Below are 17,109 nucleotides of genomic sequence, written 5' to 3'. Positions count from 1 at the left end.
CTGCCGCGATGACAGCGATGCCAGCGAAGAACTCACTCGACGGCCTCCGCTTCGCCTTCGGCACGCTCACGGTGCTACCGGTCCGGGTCACCCGCTGGGACCGCGAGGCCGCCCGCTCCGGGATGCTCTGCGCCCCGCTCGCCGGGCTCGTCGTCGGCCTGTGCGCGGCGCTGCCCGGCGCCGTCCTGCTGCTGCTCGGCGCGGGCCCGCTGCTCGCCGCCGTGGCGAGCGCCGCCGTTCCTGCCGTGCTCACCCGTGGCCTGCACCTGGACGGGCTCGCCGACACGGCCGACGGGCTCGGCAGCGGCAAGCCAGCGGCGGACGCGCTCCAGATCATGAAGCGCTCCGACATCGGCCCGTTCGGCGTCATCACACTGCTCTTCGTGCTGCTCGCCCAAGTGGCGGTGCTCGTCCAGGCGTACGCGCACGGCTGGGCGCACGGCGCGTACGCGGCCGCCGTCGCGGCGGTCGCCGCACGCTGCGCCCTCACCCTCGCCGCCCGCGCCCCGGTTCCGGCCGCCCGGCCGGAGGGCCTGGGCGCCGCGGTCGCGGGGACGGTGCCGGTGCGGGCGGCGCTGCTCGTGCTCGGCGGCGTGGCGGTGCTCGCGGCCGCGGTGGGCGGCGGCTTCTCGGCGTACGAGGCGATACGGGGCGGGCTCGCGGTGCTCGCGGGCGCCGGGGCGGCCGAACTGATGCTGCGTCACTGCATACGCCGCTTCGGCGGGGTGACAGGGGATGTCTTCGGCGCGCTGGCGGAGACGGCGGCTACGGCCGCGCTGGTCGTGCTCACCCTCGGTGGGTAGCCCGTGGCGCGTAGGCTCACAGAGGATGGCCTTCCCACCCATCGGCCAATGACAACGGAAGAGAGAAATCACCACCGTGACTGCTCTGACTCTTAAGCCCGCCGCCGCAGCCGGGCAGCGCGCCGACGCGATCGTCGTGGGTGTCGCGAAGGGCACCAAGGGGCCGGTCCTCGCGCCGGGCGCCGAGCTCGTGAACGAGGCCTTCGACGGCCGGCTCGCCGCGATCCTGGAGACCCTCGGGGCCTCCGGCGGCGAGGGCGAGGCGACCAAGCTGCCCGCCGCTCCCGGCCTCAAGGCCCCGGTCGTGCTCGCGGTCGGACTGGGCGCGGTTCCGGAGAAGAACCAGGCGTACGGCGCGGAGGAGCTGCGCCGCGCGGCGGGCGTCGCCGCCCGCACCCTGGCCGGTACGAAGAAGGCCGCCTTCGCGCTGCCGGTCGAGGACGCCGAGGCCGCCCAGGCGATCGCGGAGGGCGCCGCCCTGGGCGCGTACTCCTTCGACGTGTACAAGAACAACGGCGGGACCGGCAGCGACGAAGCCAAGTCCGGCAAGGACGCCAAGTCCGGCAAGAACGGCGGCAAGGCGCCGCTCGGTGAGGCCGCGGTCCTCGCCGCCAAGCCGCGCGACAAGGCCCTGAAGGCCGCCGTCGAGCGGGCCGCCGCGGTCGCCGAAGAGGTCAACCGCGCCCGCGACCTGATCAACACCCCGCCGAACGACCTCAACCCGGAGGCGTTCGCCGCCGTCGCCACGGCCGCGGCCAAGGAGCACGGCATCAAGGTGCAGGTGCTCGACGAGAAGGCGCTCGCCAAGGGCGGGTACGGCGGCATCGTCGGCGTCGGTGTGGGCTCCGCCGCCGCGCCCCGCCTGGTGAAGCTCACGTACACGTCGCCGAAGGCCAAGAAGCACCTGGCGTTCGTCGGCAAGGGCATCACGTACGACTCGGGCGGCATCTCGCTCAAGCCGGCCGGCCACAACGAGACCATGAAGTGCGACATGAGCGGCGCCGCCGCCGTGTTCGCGGCCGTGGTCGCCGCCGCCCGCCTGGGCCTGGAGGTCAACCTCACCGGCTGGCTCGCGCTCGCCGAGAACATGCCGTCCGGCTCCGCGACCCGCCCCGGCGACGTCCTGCGGATGTACGGCGGCAAGACCGTCGAGGTGCTCAACACCGACGCCGAGGGCCGCCTCGTCCTGGCCGACGCGATCACCAAGGCCTCCGAGGAGACCCCGGACGCGATCGTCGACGTGGCCACGCTGACCGGCGCCATGATGCTGGCGCTCGGCGGCCGCACCTTCGGGATCATGGCCAACGACGACGCATTCCGCACCTCGCTGCACGAGATCGCCGAGGAGGCCGGCGAGCCCGCGTGGCCGATGCCGCTGCCCGCGTACCTGCTCAAGGGCATGGACTCGCAGGTCGCGGACATCGCCAACATGGGCGAGCGGATGGGCGGCGGCCTGGTCGCCGGTCTGTTCCTGAAGGAGTTCGTGGGCGAGGGCATCACCTGGGCGCACCTGGACATCGCGGGCCCGGCGTTCAACGAGTCCGCGCCCTTCGGCTACACCCCCAAGGGCGGCACCGGATCCGCGGTCCGCACCCTGGTGCGGCTCGCCGAGCGCACGGCCGCGGGCGACCTCGGCTGAGCGTCGCACCCCCCAGGGAGAGGGCGGGCAAACCGCCCTCTCCCTGGGGGTATGCGGGTTTCCAAGTTGACGAAATCCGTAGGCCACACGCAGCACCGGCCGAACAACACAACGAGGCGTCCGTCTCAGACACCGGCCCGGCGTCCCGTCCGCCATCGACAAGTGCGAAGATGGGTTCTCGGCAGGACAGGGCCCCCACCACAGGGCCGAAGGTACAAGCGGCCGAACACCAGCCGCCGCGCCGTCGAGGATGACCGGCGCCCGGCGCACATGCATGGAGGACGTGACGTGGCGAACGACGCCAGCACCGTTTTCGACCTAGTGATCCTCGGCGGCGGCAGTGGCGGCTATGCCGCGGCCCTGCGCGGAGCTCAGCTGGGCCTGGACGTCGCCCTGATCGAGAAGAACAAGCTCGGCGGCACCTGCCTGCACAACGGATGCATCCCCACGAAGGCACTGCTGCACGCCGGCGAGATCGCCGACCAGGCGCGCGAGAGCGAGCAGTTCGGCGTCAAGGCCACCTTCGAGGGCATCGACATGGGCGCCGTCCACAAGTACAAGGACGACGTGATCTCCGGCCTCTACAAGGGCCTGCAGGGCCTGGTGGCCTCTCGCAAGGTGACGATGATCGAGGGCGAGGGCCGTCTGTCGTCCCCGACCTCCGTGGACGTGAACGGCCAGCGCGTCCAGGGCCGCCACATCCTGCTCGCGACCGGCTCCGTGCCGAAGTCGCTGCCCGGCCTGGAGATCGACGGCAACCGCATCATCTCCTCGGACCACGCGCTGACCCTGGACCGCGTGCCGCAGTCCGCGATCGTCCTGGGCGGCGGCGTCATCGGCGTCGAGTTCGCCTCGGCGTGGAAGTCCTTCGGCGCCGACGTCACGGTGATCGAGGGCCTCAAGCACCTCGTCCCGGTCGAGGACGAGAACAGCTCCAAGATCCTGGAGCGCGCGTTCCGCAAGCGCGGGATCAAGTTCAACCTCGGCACCTTCTTCGAGAAGGCCGAGTACACCGAGAACGGCGTACGGGTGACCCTCGCCGACGGCAAGACCTTCGAGGCCGAGGTCCTCCTGGTCGCCATCGGCCGCGGCCCGGTCTCACAGGGCCTGGGCTACGAGGAGCAGGGCGTCGCCATGGAGCGCGGCCACGTGCTCGTCGACGAGTACATGCAGACCAACGTGCCGACCATCTCGGCCGTCGGTGACCTCGTTCCGACCCTTCAGCTCGCGCACGTCGGCTTCGCCGAGGGCATCCTGGTGGCGGAGCGTCTGGCCGGTCTGAAGACCGTTCCGATCGACTACGACGGCGTGCCGCGGGTGACGTACTGCCACCCCGAGGTCGCCTCCGTCGGCATCACCGAGGCCAAGGCCAAGGAGATCTACGGCGCGGACAAGGTCGTCGCTCTGAAGTACAACCTGGCGGGCAACGGCAAGAGCAAGATCCTGAAGACCGCGGGCGAGATCAAGCTCGTCCAGGTCAAGGACGGCGCTGTCGTCGGTGTCCACATGGTCGGTGACCGCATGGGCGAGCAGATCGGCGAGGCGCAGCTCATCTACAACTGGGAGGCGCTGCCCGCCGAGGTCGCGCAGCTCGTCCACGCGCACCCGACGCAGAACGAGGCGCTCGGCGAGGCCCACCTTGCCCTGGCGGGCAAGCCGCTGCACTCCCACGACTGACGCTCCCTCGCAGGGCCGACGCACCCCCATCCGTACGTAGTTCGTTAGGAGCAACCGAAACCATGTCGGTTTCCGTAACCCTGCCGGCGCTCGGCGAGAGCGTGACCGAAGGCACCGTCACCCGCTGGCTCAAGGCCGAGGGTGAGCGCGTCGAGGCCGACGAGCCGCTGCTCGAGGTCTCGACCGACAAGGTCGACACCGAGATCCCGGCCCCCGCCGCCGGTGTCCTCGCGTCCATCAAGGTCGCCGAGGACGAGACCGTGGAGGTCGGCGCCGAGCTGGCCATCATCGACGATGGCTCCGGCGCCGCGGCGGCCGCCCCCGCCCCGGCCGCCGCGGCCGCCGAAGCCCCCGCTGCCGAGCCTGCCCCGGCGCCCGCCGCCGAGGCTCCCGCTGCCGCAGCCCCCGCTGCCGCAGCCCCCGCTGCCGCCCCCGCCGCCGCTCCGGCCGCCGCCCCCGCCGGTGGTGCCGAAGGCACCGACGTGACGCTGCCCGCCCTGGGCGAGTCCGTCACCGAAGGCACCGTCACGCGCTGGCTGAAGGAGGTCGGCGAGGAGGTCGCCGAGGACGAGCCGCTGCTCGAGGTCTCGACCGACAAGGTCGACACCGAGATCCCGGCCCCCGTCGCCGGTGTCCTCCTGGAGATCGTGGTCGGCGAGGACGAGTCCGCCGAGGTCGGCGCCAAGCTCGCCGTCATCGGCGCCAAGGGTGCGGCTCCGGCCGCTGCCCCGGCCGAGGCTCCGGCCGCCCCGGCGCCCGCCGCCGAGGCCCCGGCCGCGCCTGCCGCTCCGGCCGCGCCCGCTGCCCCGGCCGCCCCGGCCCCGGCCGCTCCGGCTCCGGCCCCCGCCACTCCGGCCCCGGCTGCCGCTGCGCCCGCCGCTCCGGCTGCCCCGGCCGCCCCGGCCCCGGCCCCGGCTGCCGCTCCGGCCGCCCCGGCTCCGACGCCCACCGCCCCGGTGGACGAGGGCGCCTACGTCACCCCGCTGGTCCGCAAGCTGGCCAGCGAGAGCGGCGTGGACCTCTCGACCGTCAAGGGCACCGGCGTAGGCGGTCGCATCCGCAAGCAGGACGTCATCGCCGCCGCCGAGGCCGCCAAGGCCGCGGCTCCGGCCGCCGCCCCCGCCGCCGCTGCGCCCGCCACCGCGCCCTCGACGGGTCCGACCCTCGAGGTGTCCCCGCTGCGCGGCCAGACCGTCAAGATGACCCGCATGCGCAAGGTCATCGGCGACAACATGATGAAGGCCCTGCACGGCCAGGCTCAGCTGTCCAGCGTCATCGAGGTGGACATCACCAAGCTGATGAAGCTGCGCAACCGCGCCAAGGACGGCTTCGCCGCCCGCGAGGGCGTCAAGCTCTCCCCGATGCCGTTCTTCGTCAAGGCCGCGGCCCAGGCGCTGAAGGCCCACCCGGTCGTCAACGCCCGGATCAACGAGGACGAGGGCACCATCACGTACTTCGACTCGGAGAACATCGGCATCGCCGTGGACTCCGAGAAGGGTCTGATGACGCCGGTCATCAAGGGCGCGGGCGACCTGAACATCGCCGGTATCGCCAAGGCCACCGCCGACCTGGCGGGCAAGGTCCGCACCAGCAAGATCAGCCCGGACGAGATGTCCGGCGCGACCTTCACCATCTCCAACACCGGCTCGCGCGGCGCGCTGTTCGACACGATCATCGTGCCGCCGAACCAGGTGGGCATCCTCGGTATCGGTGCCACCGTGAAGCGCCCGGCCGTGATCGAGACGGAGGAGGGCACGGTCATCGGTGTCCGCGACATGGTCTACCTGACCCTGTCCTACGACCACCGTCTGGTGGACGGCGCCGACGCCGCCCGCTACCTGACCACGGTCAAGGCCATCCTGGAGGCCGGTGAGTTCGAGACCGAGCTCGGTCTGTAACACACCGGAACAGCACCGAGGCCCCGTCGGGACACCCGTCCCGGCGGGGCCTTCGCGTGTGCGGACGTCACTCCGCCGTGGGCTGGCAGTTCCCCGACTTGTCGGTGTTCGGCTCGCTGCCGGTGGGCCAGGCGATGCCGAGGAACTTGGTACGGCGCCGCTCCCTGGCCTCCTTGGTGTCGCTCGGATCCAGCTGTACGACGGCCACCGCCTTGTCGTACGGATTGCCGGAGGCGTCCAGGCAGATCCAGCCGCTCGCGCCGCGCACCATGCTCTGCCCCTGCAACCGGTCCCAGTCGTCCCTGATCTGGTCGGTGGTCGGCAGCTCCTCGTCGTCGAGGAGGTCGTCCACGTCCATCCGCTCCCGGATGCCCTGGATCGCCGTCCAGGCCGCGTCGTACGCCACGTACATCCGCGAGTCGATGAGGTCGACCGGGCCGATGGACCCCACCGACTTCGGGCGCGACGGACCGGCGAGCTCCACCAGATTGTCGACGTCCGCGCGGGAACCGCCCACCTTCGGCGCGTCCTTGGTGCGCCACGCGTCCTGGTGGGCGTTGGAGGTGTACCGCACCGTGATGCCCTTGCGGCCGCGGCTGCGATCCCCCTTGATCGCGTCCCAGTCCAGCTTCTCGGTGTCGTAGAGCGTGGACGCGCCCGAGCCGCTGACCAGCGTGAAGTGCCGGGTCGGGCAGGTGCGCTTGCCGAGCGCCGTGATGAACTGCTGGAGCTGCACCACCCGTCCGGCGAAGTAGATCGTGTCGATCTCCGGGTCCGCGGCGCAGATCTGGTTCGCGAAGTCCTCGAACTCGCCGCCGAGCACGCCGTCCTCGTCCGAGCCCCTGGACTTGTAGGTCTTCTCCGGGTGCGGTGACTGTTTGAGCAGCGAGCGGAAGGCCCCGCGCAGGCTGTCCACGTAGTCGTCGCCCTCCACCGTGTCCGTGATGAGCACGGCATTCCGCAGGCTCAGCTTCTCGTCGTCGCGCAGCCCCTTGTCGAACTCGACCAGGGCCTTGGCCTGTTCGGAGTTGGTCGGCGCCACCCTGGCCAGGCCCGGGAAGGTCGGCTCGCCGGTGCGCGGGTTGGCCATCGAGTCGGCGGTCGACGGGCCGAGCACCACGGGAAGCCGGTGCTCGACGGTGAGGTCCTTCAGGGCCTCGTAGGTCTCCTTGACGCTGAGGTCGAGCCCGAAGGCCACCCGGAAGTTGTCCTTCGACTTCGCGAGCTCGGCGAGGCGCCGGTGGACCGTGGCCCAACTCCGCCGGTCCGAGCCGATGTTGGCGAAGACGAGCCGGATCCTCGGCGGCTTCTGGGCCTCCTCCTGGTTGGCCCGGTACTGCGCCAGATAGGCGCCCTGCACCTCGTGCAGGATCTCCTTCTGCCGCCGCACGTTCGGGTCCGTCATCGGGATCTCCAGGGCGATGGTCGCGTGCGGCCCCTGCTCCGCGTACGCGTTCTGCTCCTGGATCCGCCGCGAGACCTCGGCCAGACCGTCGGGGAAATGCTTCGGGTCGCGCCGGAACTCCTCGGCGCTCGAAGTGACACCCACGCACTCACCCCGTACGTCCTCCAGACCGGCGGCGCACTCGGGCGGGTTCAGAATGCCGCCGAGCCACCGGATCAGGACATACAGCCCCACCCCGGCCACCACCACGACCAGGCCGAGCGTCACCGGCCCGACCTTGTTCCTGACCTGGCCATCCACAGCGCTGCTCACTGCTCCCCCTCCCTGGACTCCCCGGCCCGCGCCACCGCGACCCGCAGCATCCACCGGTCCTGCGAGCCCTGTCCGCGCGTGGGCCGCCACTCCCGCAGCCGCTGCTCCAGGGTGTCGAGCCGCCCCGGCGTGCCCCCTGCCCCTTCCGGCGCCGCGCGGCTGCCGACGGCGATGACGACCGGGCGCGTCATGGTCTTGTACCGCCGCCCGTCCAACGGGTCGAACACCCGCTGGTACGCGCCCCGGAAGGCCCTCAGAAGCGCCCTTCCCGACGGGGTGTCCGCGCCCGGGAGCAGCACGAGCGGCAGCAGATCGCGGTTGAGGCGGCGGAAGGTGTTGTAGTACGCGTCCAGGTCGGCGAGGAGCGCGGCCGCGAGCAGCGACTCGACGCTCCGGTCCCGGTGGTCCCGGCCCGCCGTGACCAGGTTGAACATGTCGTCGAGCACGGCGCCGCGGGGCCGGTGCAGCCAGCGCGGCGGCGAGTCGACGACCCGGCCCCACCAGCGGATGGCCGCGCGGTGCCGGTTGCCCGGCAGCACGTGGTAGCCGAGCGCGAGACCGAGGGCGGCGATGCCGCCCGGCACGCCGAGGTTCGCCAGCGGGTCCAGGATGTTGCCCGGCACCTCGGTCCGGCTCTCCTGCACCTGGCGTACGGTCCTGAGGCCGCGCGCGATGGTCGCCAGCTCCTTGACGTTCTCGCGCTGCGCCCACTGGTAGACGAGGATGCCCAGGGTGAACCGGGGAAACCGGATCCGCGGCCGGTTGCCCAGATAGCCGCCGAGCCCGCGGGAGCGGGTGGACAGATACCAGAGGCAGTCGACGACGCTCGCCCGCAGCCGCTCCTTCTCGCGCTCCGTGGCCGAACCGAGCGGCAGCCGTGGGTGGTTGACCGGGACCGTGCGGTCGTACCGCAGATGGATCCGGTTGAGCAGCCGCTCCGCGGCGGCCGGTTCCACGCCGAGCAGTTCGATCATCGGTGGCCCGCCGCGGCGCCGCAGCTGCGCGCCGAGGAGGGCCCGTCGCGCCCGCCGGTCCTGCAGCAGCAGCTCGGGCACGAGGTAGTTCACCAGCGGCTCATACCCGTTCACTCCGTCCCCCGATCGGTCCCGGTACCGGTGGACGCCGAATATACGAACGCCAAGTGACCTGCGCCACAGGATAGTTGGGGTTCCTGCGCCGGAGGAGCAACTGGCATATTCCCCGCCGCCCGGTTCCCGCGGCGCCCGGGCACCGCGGCATGGGAGCCCTACGTGACCGATGACTCACCATGGGGCAGGGCCCGGGCCGGGGGCAGCGCGTATCGTCATGGCATCGCACCTGCATAAGGAGCCATTACCGATGAGTCCGAGCCCCGGGCCGGCCGTGAGCGCGCCCGTCGTCCAATCGCTTCGCGACCAGATCCGCGAGCACATCGTGGAGGGGATCGTCAGCGGCCGCTGGAAGCCGGGCGAGCGCATCGTGGAACGCCGGATCGCGGTGGAGCTGGAGGTCAGCCAGACCCCGGTGCGGGAGGCGCTGCGGGAGCTGGAGTCGCTGCGACTCATCGAGTCGGCGCCCAACAAGGGCGTACGCGTACGCAATCTGACCGCCGCCGACCTGGAGGAGAGCTACCCGGTACGGGCCGGCCTGGAGCAGATCGCCGCGGAGCTGGCCGCGGACAAGCTCGCGGAGGACTGCTCGGCGCTCGAACCGCATGTGGCGGCGCTGTACGAGGCCGACCGGACCTCGGACGGGACGGCGCAGGTGCGGCACACCGTGGACTTCCACCGGGAGCTGGTGCGGGCGGCCGGGAACTCGGTGCTCCTGCACACCTGGGAGGGCCTGGGCATCGAGGTGTTCACGGCGCTCTCGATCCGGTGGCTGGGGACGCGGCAGCAGTCGTACGCGGAGGAGCACGAGGAGCTCGTCCAAGCGTTCCGGCGCCGGGATCCGCGGATCGGCGAGCTGGTGAAGGAGCATGTGCTCGGGTGCGCGCCTCGGGCGTGAGGTTCGCCGGTCCGGCGGCGAGCGGCCACGGCCCCGTGGTTCGCTCACTTGTGCCCTGACCAGCCCAAACGGGCGTCCGCTTTCGCCTCATATGGGCGGCACCCTGTGCCCGGAAGCCCGGCACCGGGTGCCGATTTCTTCAGGTGGCGCAATTTCTCCCCCTCCCCCTTTGATCGATCATCGATCAGCGGCTTACAGTCGACGGCGGGCTGCACCCAGCCCGCCGCCCTGTCCTGCCAGATAGGGCCATCTCCACCCCTCTCCCGCTCACGGCGGGGGACCCTGTCCGGAAGGCGTCGATCATGACCGACCCCGTAGGCAAGCTTCCGAGCCAGCTCGACCAGCTGCCGGACCGCGACCCGGAGGAGACCGCCGAGTGGGCGGCCTCCCTGGACGCCGTGAGCGAGCACGCCGGAACGCACCGCGCCGAGTACCTGATGCGCCGTACGCTCCACCACGCCGAGCAGGCGGGCCTCGCCCTGCCGAAGCTGCTCGAGACCGACTACGTCAACACCATCCCGACCGCGGCCGAGCCTTCCATCAGCGAGGCAGGCGGCGACGAGGAGATGGAGCGGAAGATCACCGCGTGGAACCGCTGGAACGCGGCCGCGATGGTGACCCGGGGCTCCAAGTACGGCGTCGGCGGCCACATCGCCACCTTCGCCTCCGCCGCCTGGCTCTACGAGACCGGCTTCAACCACTTCTTCCGCGGCAAGGAGGACGACGGCTCCGGCGACCAGCTCTACATCCAGGGCCACGCCTCGCCCGGTATCTACGCCCGCGCCTTCCTGGACGGCCGCCTCACCGAGGAACACCTCGACAACTTCCGCCGCGAGTCCGGTGGCAACGGGCTGCCGTCCTACCCGCACCCGCGCCGCCTGCCGTGGCTGTGGGAGTTCCCGACCGTCTCCATGGGCCTCGGCCCGCTGTCGGCGATCTACCAGGCCCGGTTCAACCGGTACCTGACCCACCGCGGCATCAAGGACGTCTCCAACTCCCACGTGTGGGCGTTCCTCGGCGACGGCGAGATGGACGAGCCCGAGTCGACGGCGGCCCTCGCGCTCGCCTCGCGTGAGGAGCTCGACAACCTCACCTTCGTCATCAACTGCAACCTCCAGCGGCTCGACGGCCCGGTGCGCGCCAACTTCAAGATCGTGCAGGAGCTGGAGGCCCAGTTCCGCGGCGCCGGCTGGAACGTCATCAAGACCCTGTGGGGCAACGCCTGGGACGAGCTCTTCCAGCTCGACACCTCCGGCGCCCTGGTCCGCCGCATCCGCGAGGTGCCGGACGCGCAGATCCAGACGTACCAGACGCGTGACGCCGCCTACATCCGCGAGCACTTCTTCGCGGGCGAGCCCGCCCTGGTCGAGCTGGGCAAGCTGGTCAGCGATGACAAGATCATCGAGTGCTTCCAGCTGTCCCGCGGCGGCCACGAGCCGCGCAAGGTGTACGCCGCGTACAAGGCCGCCGTGGAGCACAAGGGCGCCCCGACGGTGATCCTGGCGCAGACGGTCAAGGGCTTCACGCTGGGTGAGGGCTTCGCGTCCAAGAACGCGAACCACCAGATGAAGAAGCTCACCGAGGACGAGTTCAAGAACATGCGGGACCTTCTTGAACTGCCCATCCCGGACAGCCAGTTCGTCGACGGCGTGGTGCCCTACGGCCACCCGGGCGCCGACTCCGCCGAGGTCCGCTACCTCCAGGAGCGCCGCGCCGCCCTCGGTGGCCCGGCCCCGGCCCGCCGGATGCACGCGGTCGAGGCGCTGCCCGCCCCGGCCGACAAGGCGTTCGCCTCCTTCGACAAGGGCTCCGGCTCCCAGTCGGTCGCGACGACGATGGCGTTCGTCCGCCTGGTCAAGGACCTGATGCGGGACAAGACCTCCGGCAAGCGCTGGGTGCCGATCGTCCCGGACGAGGCCCGCACCTTCGGCATGGAGTCGCTGTTCCCGTCGCTCGGCATCTACTCGCCCAAGGGCCAGACGTACGAGCCGGTCGACCGCGACCAGCTGATGTACTACCGCGAGGCCAAGGAAGGCCAGATCCTCAACGAGGGCATCACCGAGGCCGGTTCGATGGCGGACTTCATCGCCGCCGCGTCGTCGTACGCCACGCACGGCGAGACGATGATCCCCTTCTACATCTTCTACTCGATGTTCGGCTGGCAGCGGACCGCCGACCAGATGTGGCAGCTCGGCGACCAGCTCGGCCGCGGCTTCCTCATCGGCGCCACCGCCGGTCGTACCACCCTGACCGGTGAGGGTCTGCAGCACGCCGACGGCCACTCGCCGGTGATCGCCGCGACCAACCCGGCGGCCCTGACGTACGACCCGGCCTTCGCGTACGAGGTCGCCGCGATCGTCAAGGACGGTCTGCGCCGGATGTACGGCGAGACCGCGGCGGACGAGGACCCGAACGTCTTCTACTACCTGACGGTCTACAACGAGCCGATGCCGCAGCCGGCCAAGCCCGAGGGCGTGGACGAGGGCATCGTGCGCGGCCTGTACCGCTTCAACACCGCCGAGTCCGCGGGCCTTTCGGTCCCCGGCGACGCCGCCCGCACCCAGCTGATGTCCTCCGGCACCGCGATCCACTGGGCGCTCAAGGCGCAGCGGCTGCTCGCCGAGGAGTGGGGCGTGGCCGCCGACGTGTGGTCCGCGACCTCGTGGTCCGAGCTGCGCCGGGACGGCCTGGAGGCGGACGCCGCGCTGCTTCGGGGCAAGGAGCGTACGCCGTACGTCCGTAAGGCGCTCGAGGGCGTCACGGGCCCGGTGCTCGCGGTCAGCGACTACATGCGCCAGGTGCCGGACCAGATCGCGCAGTGGGTGGAGCAGGACTACACCTCGCTGGGCGCGGACGGCTTCGGCCTCTCCGACACGCGGGACGCGGCGCGCCGCCACTTCGGGGTGGACGCCGAATCGATCGTCGTCGCGGCGCTCGCCCAGCTCGCGCGGCGCGGTGAGGTCAAGCGCGAGACGGTCAAGGAGGCCGCCGAGCGCTACGGCCTGGCCTGACCGGCCCTTGCTCATCGGTCGTCGAAAGCACGGTGCCCCGCCCGGATCTGCTCCGGGCGGGGCACCGCCGTAGGTACGGGCAGGTTCAGGACTCCTGCGCGGGTGGCACCTCGTCGGGGTGGCCGCGCAGCTTGAGGATGGCGGCGATCAGACCGCCCCACACGATCAGCAGGGACACCACCATCATCAGGATGGCTCCGGTCGACATCAGCTCTTCCTCTCGTCGGGCGCGTTCAGGGAGTCCTCGTCGAGGCCGGGTTCCGTCTGCCAGCCGCGCCAGGGGATCAGCGAGATGAGCACGCCGATGACGAGGGCGCCGATGGCGACGCTCCAGCCGCTGGCGAGCAGGAAGTCGGTGGAGTAGCCCGCGTAGTTCTCGTCGAACTCCTGGCGCATCGCGTCGACGAGCATCCAGCCGAGGCCGAGCGGCGTGATGATGCCGAGGCAGATCTTCCACCAGTGCCCGAGCCTGACCGCGGAGGTCGCGTCGGCGTCCCGCTGCAGCACGCCGAGCTTGCGCAGCAGCCAGGCCACCGTCACGACGCTGACGAGGGCGGCGAGGGCGATGCCGTACTGGTTGATGAAGTGGTCGGCGGAGTCCAGGAGATAGAGCCCGCCGTCCGTCGGGTAGAGCGCGAGCGAGAGCACCGCGACCGCGCCGCCGACACCGAACACGGAGACCGTACGGGAGAGTCCGGTGCGGTCCTGCACCGCCGAGACGATCACCTGCACGATGCTGATCAGCGACGAGAGCCCGGCGATCACGAGGGAGCCGAAGAACAGGACGCCGAAGAACCCGCCGGCCGGCATCTGCGAGATGATCGTCGGGAAGGCGATGAAGGCGAGGCCCAGACCGCCCTCGACGTCCCCGATCTGGCCGCCGGTCTGCACGGCCATGAAGCCGAGCGTGGCGAACACGCCGATGCCCGCGAGGAGTTCGAAGGAGCTGTTGGCGAAGCCCGCCACCAGCGCGGACCCGGACAGGTCGGAGCGGCGCCGCAGATACGAGGCGTAGGTGACCATGATGCCGAAGCCGACGGAGAGCGAGAAGAAGATCTGCCCGTAGGCCGCGACCCAGACACGGCCGTCCTCCAGGGCGCCCCAGTCGGGCGCGAAGAAGGCGTCGAGGCCGACGCTCGCGCCTTCGAGGGTGAGCGCCCGGACCACCAGGACACCGAAGAAGACGATGAGCAGCGGAATGAAGATCTTGTTCGCCGCCTCGATGCCGCGCCGCACCCCGAAGGCCAGGATGATCAGGGTCACGACCCAGATGGCGAGCAGCGGCCAGAACACCCCGCTCACATAGGACTGGATGCCGCCGGGCGCGTCGGCGACCTGCAGAAAGTCGTTGAGCAGGAACTCGTCGGGCTTGTCGCCCCACTGCTGTCCGACGGAGAAGCCGACGTAGCGCACCGCCCAGGACAGAATGACGGCGTAATAGGTGGCGATCACCAGGGAGATGATGACCTGCCACCAGCCGATCGCCTCGGCGGGGCGGGCCAGGCGCCGGAAGGCGGCCGGGGGCGAACTGCGGAAACGGCGGCCGATCGAATACTCCATGATCAGGAGCGGCAGACCGGCGGTGAGCAGAGCGATCAGATACGGCAGGAGGAAGGCGCCGCCGCCGTTCTCGTACGCGACAGCGGGAAAGCGCCAGATGTTGCCGAGGCCGATGGCCGAGCCGATCGCCGCCATCAGGAATCCGGCGCGTGTTCCCCACTGCTCGCGGGGTTGATTGGCCATGCTGTGGGTCCCCTTGCGTGTCATGTGAGCGATTTGCCCGAACGGTAGCCAGCCCGGGGCCGTTCTCCGCTCGGGCCCGCTGGGGAGCGCGGCACAATGCACCCATGCGCGCTGCCCCGCGCAGCAGGATGCTCCTTACAGCCGGTTCACCGGTAGCCCGTGACGTCGGCCGGTCTGCCCGCCGTCTGCACCTCGGTCCAGTAGCGCCAGGAGTCCGGCTGGGAGCCGTCCACGTCCGTTATGCCGTACTCCTTGGCGAGGCCGCCGCTGGACAGCGACTGCCCGTTGAACCGGTGCACGTCCGGGTCGGCGGCGAGCGCGGCGAGCCCCCGGCCCACGTAGGTCGGCGTCTCGGAGATCGCGAAGTGCGGCTCGATGGCGCAGCCGTCGCGCCAGTTCTCCTCGGTCACCCCGAAGTGGTCGAGCATCGCCTCGGACCGCAGCCAGCCGGGCGTGAGGCAGACCGCCGTGCAGCCGTACTCCGCGAGTTCCCCGGCCAGGCCCCGGGCCATGCGCAGCGGGGCGGCCTTGGCCAGGTCGTAGTAGAAGGGCTCGCGGTAGCGGCTGTTGGACTCCTCGGTCCCGTCGGTGACCTCGGCGAGCAGGCCACCGCGGTGCCGTACGAGCAGCGGGAGCGCGATCGAGCTGGTGACGATGTGCGACTCGACGCCGAGCCGGAGCGCCCTGAGGCCCTTGTCCAGGTCGTGCTCCCACATCTTCTTGCCCCACTCGACGACGCCGTCCCCGCCCCAGATGTCGTTGACGAGGATGTCCAGACGGCCCTGCTCGCGGTCGATCCGGTCGACCAGGGACCGCACCTGGTCCGGTTCGAGGTGATCGGTCGGCACGGCGATCCCGGTGCCTCCCGCGGCGTCGATGAGTTCGGCGGTCTCCTCGATGGTCTCCCCCACCCGTCTCTTGTCCGCCCGCCCGACCTCGCTGAGGTGCGTACGCGTGGTCCGTCCCGTCGCGTACACGGTGGCCCCGGCCCGGCCGAGCTCCACGGCCATGGCCCGCCCGGCGCCTCGGGTAGCACCGGCGACGAGGGCGACGCGGCCGCTCAACGGCTTGCCGGAGCCGTCGCGAGGGCCGGTGGTGGGGCCGGTGGCGGTGGTGGCGGCGGTGTTGTCGGCGGCGGCGCGCCTTGTGTCTCGCTCATTCATGGGACGAGCGTGCCACCCGGTACTGACATGTGCCGTCCGGAGTCCGGAAACTGCCGTACGGACATCCCGGAATCTGCCGTCCGGTCATCACCCAGGGGAGCCGGTTAACAAGACCGGGTAACAAGAGCGGCACTCCGGGTGCGTCGCCCTCTCCCAGGGCCGATGCTGGACCCGTGATGGACGAGATGGAGTTCTGGGAGATCGTGGACAGCACCCGCGAGGCCGCCGAGGGCGACCCCGAGGACCAGGCCGACCTGCTCGTGGAGCGGCTCCTCCAGCTCGACCCGGACTCCGTTCTGGACTTCGCCCGGCACTTCGAGTCCCGCTACAACCGCGCGTACCGCTGGGACCTGTGGGGCGCCGCGAGTGTGCTGCTCGACGGCGTCAGCGACGACGCGTTCGACTACTTCCGGTGCTGGCTCATCGGCCAGGGCCGGGAGGTCTTCGAGGGCGCGGTGCACGATCCGGACGCGCTCGCCGAGTTGCTCGACGACTTCGACGAGGAGGTCGACGGGGACGGCGAGGAGCTGGGCTACGCGGCGGACGAGGCGTACGAGCAGCTCACCGGCACGGTCGCCCCGGACCTGGGCATCGAACCCGCCCCGCCCGAACCCGAGGGCACCCCCCTCGACTTCGAGAACGAGACCGCCCTGGCCCGGGCCTACCCGAAGCTGTGGGACCGGTTCGGGCCGGAGTAACGTGCCTGCACGGGCCACTGGCGCGTGTCTTACGGATCACGATCTGTGCCGTCGGCCCGGCTGCCGACTGTGTCGATATGCGGCTGACGCCGCGTGAGGGGGCTGCGCCCCAGCGCCCCCGATCGGCCCTGAACGGGCCTGAACGGGCCTGAACGGGCCTCGTCCTCAACCGCCGGACGGGCTGAGTTGATGCCCCGCCGCCCGCACGGCATCTGTCGGACGAAGACCCGTAAGACACCCCCTACGCTTCCCTCCATGTCCTCCGCCCCCGCCCTCCCCCACATACGCCCCGCCCGCCTCACCGACGACGCCGCACTCGCCCGGCTCGACCGGGACGTCTGGTCCACGCTGCATGCCGTACAGCCGCGGCCCGGCCCGGACGAGCCGTTCTTCGACGAGCGGCACGGGCCCGAGGACTATCTGGTCGCCGAGTCCGACGGACGGCTCGCCGGGTACATCCGGCTCGTGCCGCCCACACCGCTCGCCGCCAACGCGCACGTACGGCAGATCCAGGGGCTCGCCGTCGCCGCCGAGGCGCGCGGCCGGGGCGTCGGCCGGGCCCTGCTCCGCGCGGCCTGCGCCGCGGCCCGGCGGCAGGGGGCGATCCGGCTGACCCTGCGGGTGCTCGGGCACAACACCCCGGCCCGCAAGCTGTACGAGGCGGAGGGCTTCGAGATCGAGGGCGTACTGCCGGGAGAGTTCCTGCTCGACGGCGCGTACGTGGACGACGTGCTGATGGGACGGGCTCTGCGGTGACGTACGGGTGACGTGCTG

At 71.2% G+C, this 17,109-nt stretch carries 13 protein-coding genes; 8 read left to right on the top strand and 5 right to left on the bottom strand.

Features of this window, described 5'->3' with window-relative positions:
- Positions 1-17: 17 nt before the first annotated feature.
- From ACWD10_RS12335 to sucB, 4 genes are all read left to right on the top strand, one after another.
- Positions 18-803 carry an adenosylcobinamide-GDP ribazoletransferase gene (locus ACWD10_RS12335; protein ID WP_451090053.1) on the top strand — a complete coding sequence of 262 codons (786 nt, stop codon included), beginning with the start codon at positions 18-20 and terminating at the stop codon, positions 801-803.
- A 76-nt stretch (positions 804-879) separates the two neighbouring features.
- A complete protein-coding gene (locus tag ACWD10_RS12330; protein ID WP_451089804.1) occupies positions 880-2,442 on the top strand; it encodes a leucyl aminopeptidase in 1,563 nt (520 codons plus the stop codon).
- Between the two features lie 288 nt (positions 2,443-2,730).
- Entirely contained in the window at positions 2,731-4,119 is a 1,389-nt protein-coding gene (lpdA, locus tag ACWD10_RS12325; protein WP_451089802.1) for a dihydrolipoyl dehydrogenase, read from the top strand.
- 62 nt (positions 4,120-4,181) lie between these two features.
- Positions 4,182-6,017 carry a 2-oxoglutarate dehydrogenase, E2 component, dihydrolipoamide succinyltransferase gene (sucB, locus tag ACWD10_RS12320; protein WP_451089800.1) on the top strand — a complete coding sequence of 612 codons (1,836 nt, stop codon included), beginning with the start codon at positions 4,182-4,184 and terminating at the stop codon, positions 6,015-6,017.
- Positions 6,018-6,084: 67 nt separating this feature from the next.
- Here the strand turns inward: sucB and ACWD10_RS12315 are convergent, their stop codons facing one another.
- Together ACWD10_RS12315 and ACWD10_RS12310 are read right to left on the bottom strand one after the other, a co-directional pair.
- The gene (locus ACWD10_RS12315) at positions 6,085-7,734 is read right to left on the bottom strand and encodes a hypothetical protein (protein WP_451089798.1); all 1,650 of its coding nucleotides are present in this window, start codon (positions 7,732-7,734) and stop codon (positions 6,085-6,087) included.
- A complete protein-coding gene (locus ACWD10_RS12310; protein WP_451089796.1) occupies positions 7,731-8,801 on the bottom strand; it encodes a hypothetical protein in 1,071 nt (356 codons plus the stop codon). The genes ACWD10_RS12315 and ACWD10_RS12310 overlap by 4 nt, the downstream gene beginning before the upstream one ends.
- Positions 8,802-9,096: 295 nt before the next feature.
- On the opposite strand from ACWD10_RS12310, the gene ACWD10_RS12305 reads away from it, so the two are divergent.
- Positions 9,097-9,720, top strand: a complete 624-nt coding sequence (locus ACWD10_RS12305) for a GntR family transcriptional regulator (protein WP_451090051.1) — start codon at positions 9,097-9,099, stop codon at positions 9,718-9,720.
- A 302-nt stretch (positions 9,721-10,022) separates the two neighbouring features.
- Positions 10,023-12,731 (top strand): pyruvate dehydrogenase (acetyl-transferring), homodimeric type, encoded by a 2,709-nt coding sequence (aceE, locus tag ACWD10_RS12300; protein ID WP_451089794.1) that lies wholly within the window; start codon positions 10,023-10,025, stop codon positions 12,729-12,731.
- A gap of 85 nt (positions 12,732-12,816) precedes the next feature.
- Here aceE and ACWD10_RS12295 read toward each other — a convergent pair whose 3' ends face one another.
- From ACWD10_RS12295 to ACWD10_RS12285, 3 genes are all read right to left on the bottom strand, one after another.
- On the bottom strand, positions 12,817-12,939 hold the full coding sequence (locus ACWD10_RS12295; protein WP_451089792.1) for a methionine/alanine import family NSS transporter small subunit: 123 nt from the start codon (positions 12,937-12,939) through the stop codon (positions 12,817-12,819).
- On the bottom strand, positions 12,939-14,474 hold the full coding sequence (locus tag ACWD10_RS12290; protein ID WP_451089790.1) for a sodium-dependent transporter: 1,536 nt from the start codon (positions 14,472-14,474) through the stop codon (positions 12,939-12,941). The genes ACWD10_RS12295 and ACWD10_RS12290 overlap by 1 nt, the downstream gene beginning before the upstream one ends.
- Positions 14,475-14,620: 146 nt before the next feature.
- A complete protein-coding gene (locus tag ACWD10_RS12285; RefSeq protein WP_451089788.1) occupies positions 14,621-15,637 on the bottom strand; it encodes an SDR family oxidoreductase in 1,017 nt (338 codons plus the stop codon).
- Positions 15,638-15,813: 176 nt separating this feature from the next.
- Between ACWD10_RS12285 and ACWD10_RS12280 the strand changes: the two genes are divergently transcribed.
- Both ACWD10_RS12280 and ACWD10_RS12275 read left to right on the top strand, forming a co-directional pair.
- Positions 15,814-16,335 carry a DUF4240 domain-containing protein gene (locus tag ACWD10_RS12280; RefSeq protein ID WP_451090049.1) on the top strand — a complete coding sequence of 174 codons (522 nt, stop codon included), beginning with the start codon at positions 15,814-15,816 and terminating at the stop codon, positions 16,333-16,335.
- 255 nt (positions 16,336-16,590) lie between these two features.
- Positions 16,591-17,091 (top strand): N-acetyltransferase family protein, encoded by a 501-nt coding sequence (locus ACWD10_RS12275; RefSeq protein WP_451089786.1) that lies wholly within the window; start codon positions 16,591-16,593, stop codon positions 17,089-17,091.
- Positions 17,092-17,109 lie beyond the last annotated feature (18 nt).

It is taken from the genome of Streptomyces sp. NPDC002851 (assembly GCF_053591935.1).
This window is presented reverse-complemented; position numbering and strand designations above follow the sequence as displayed.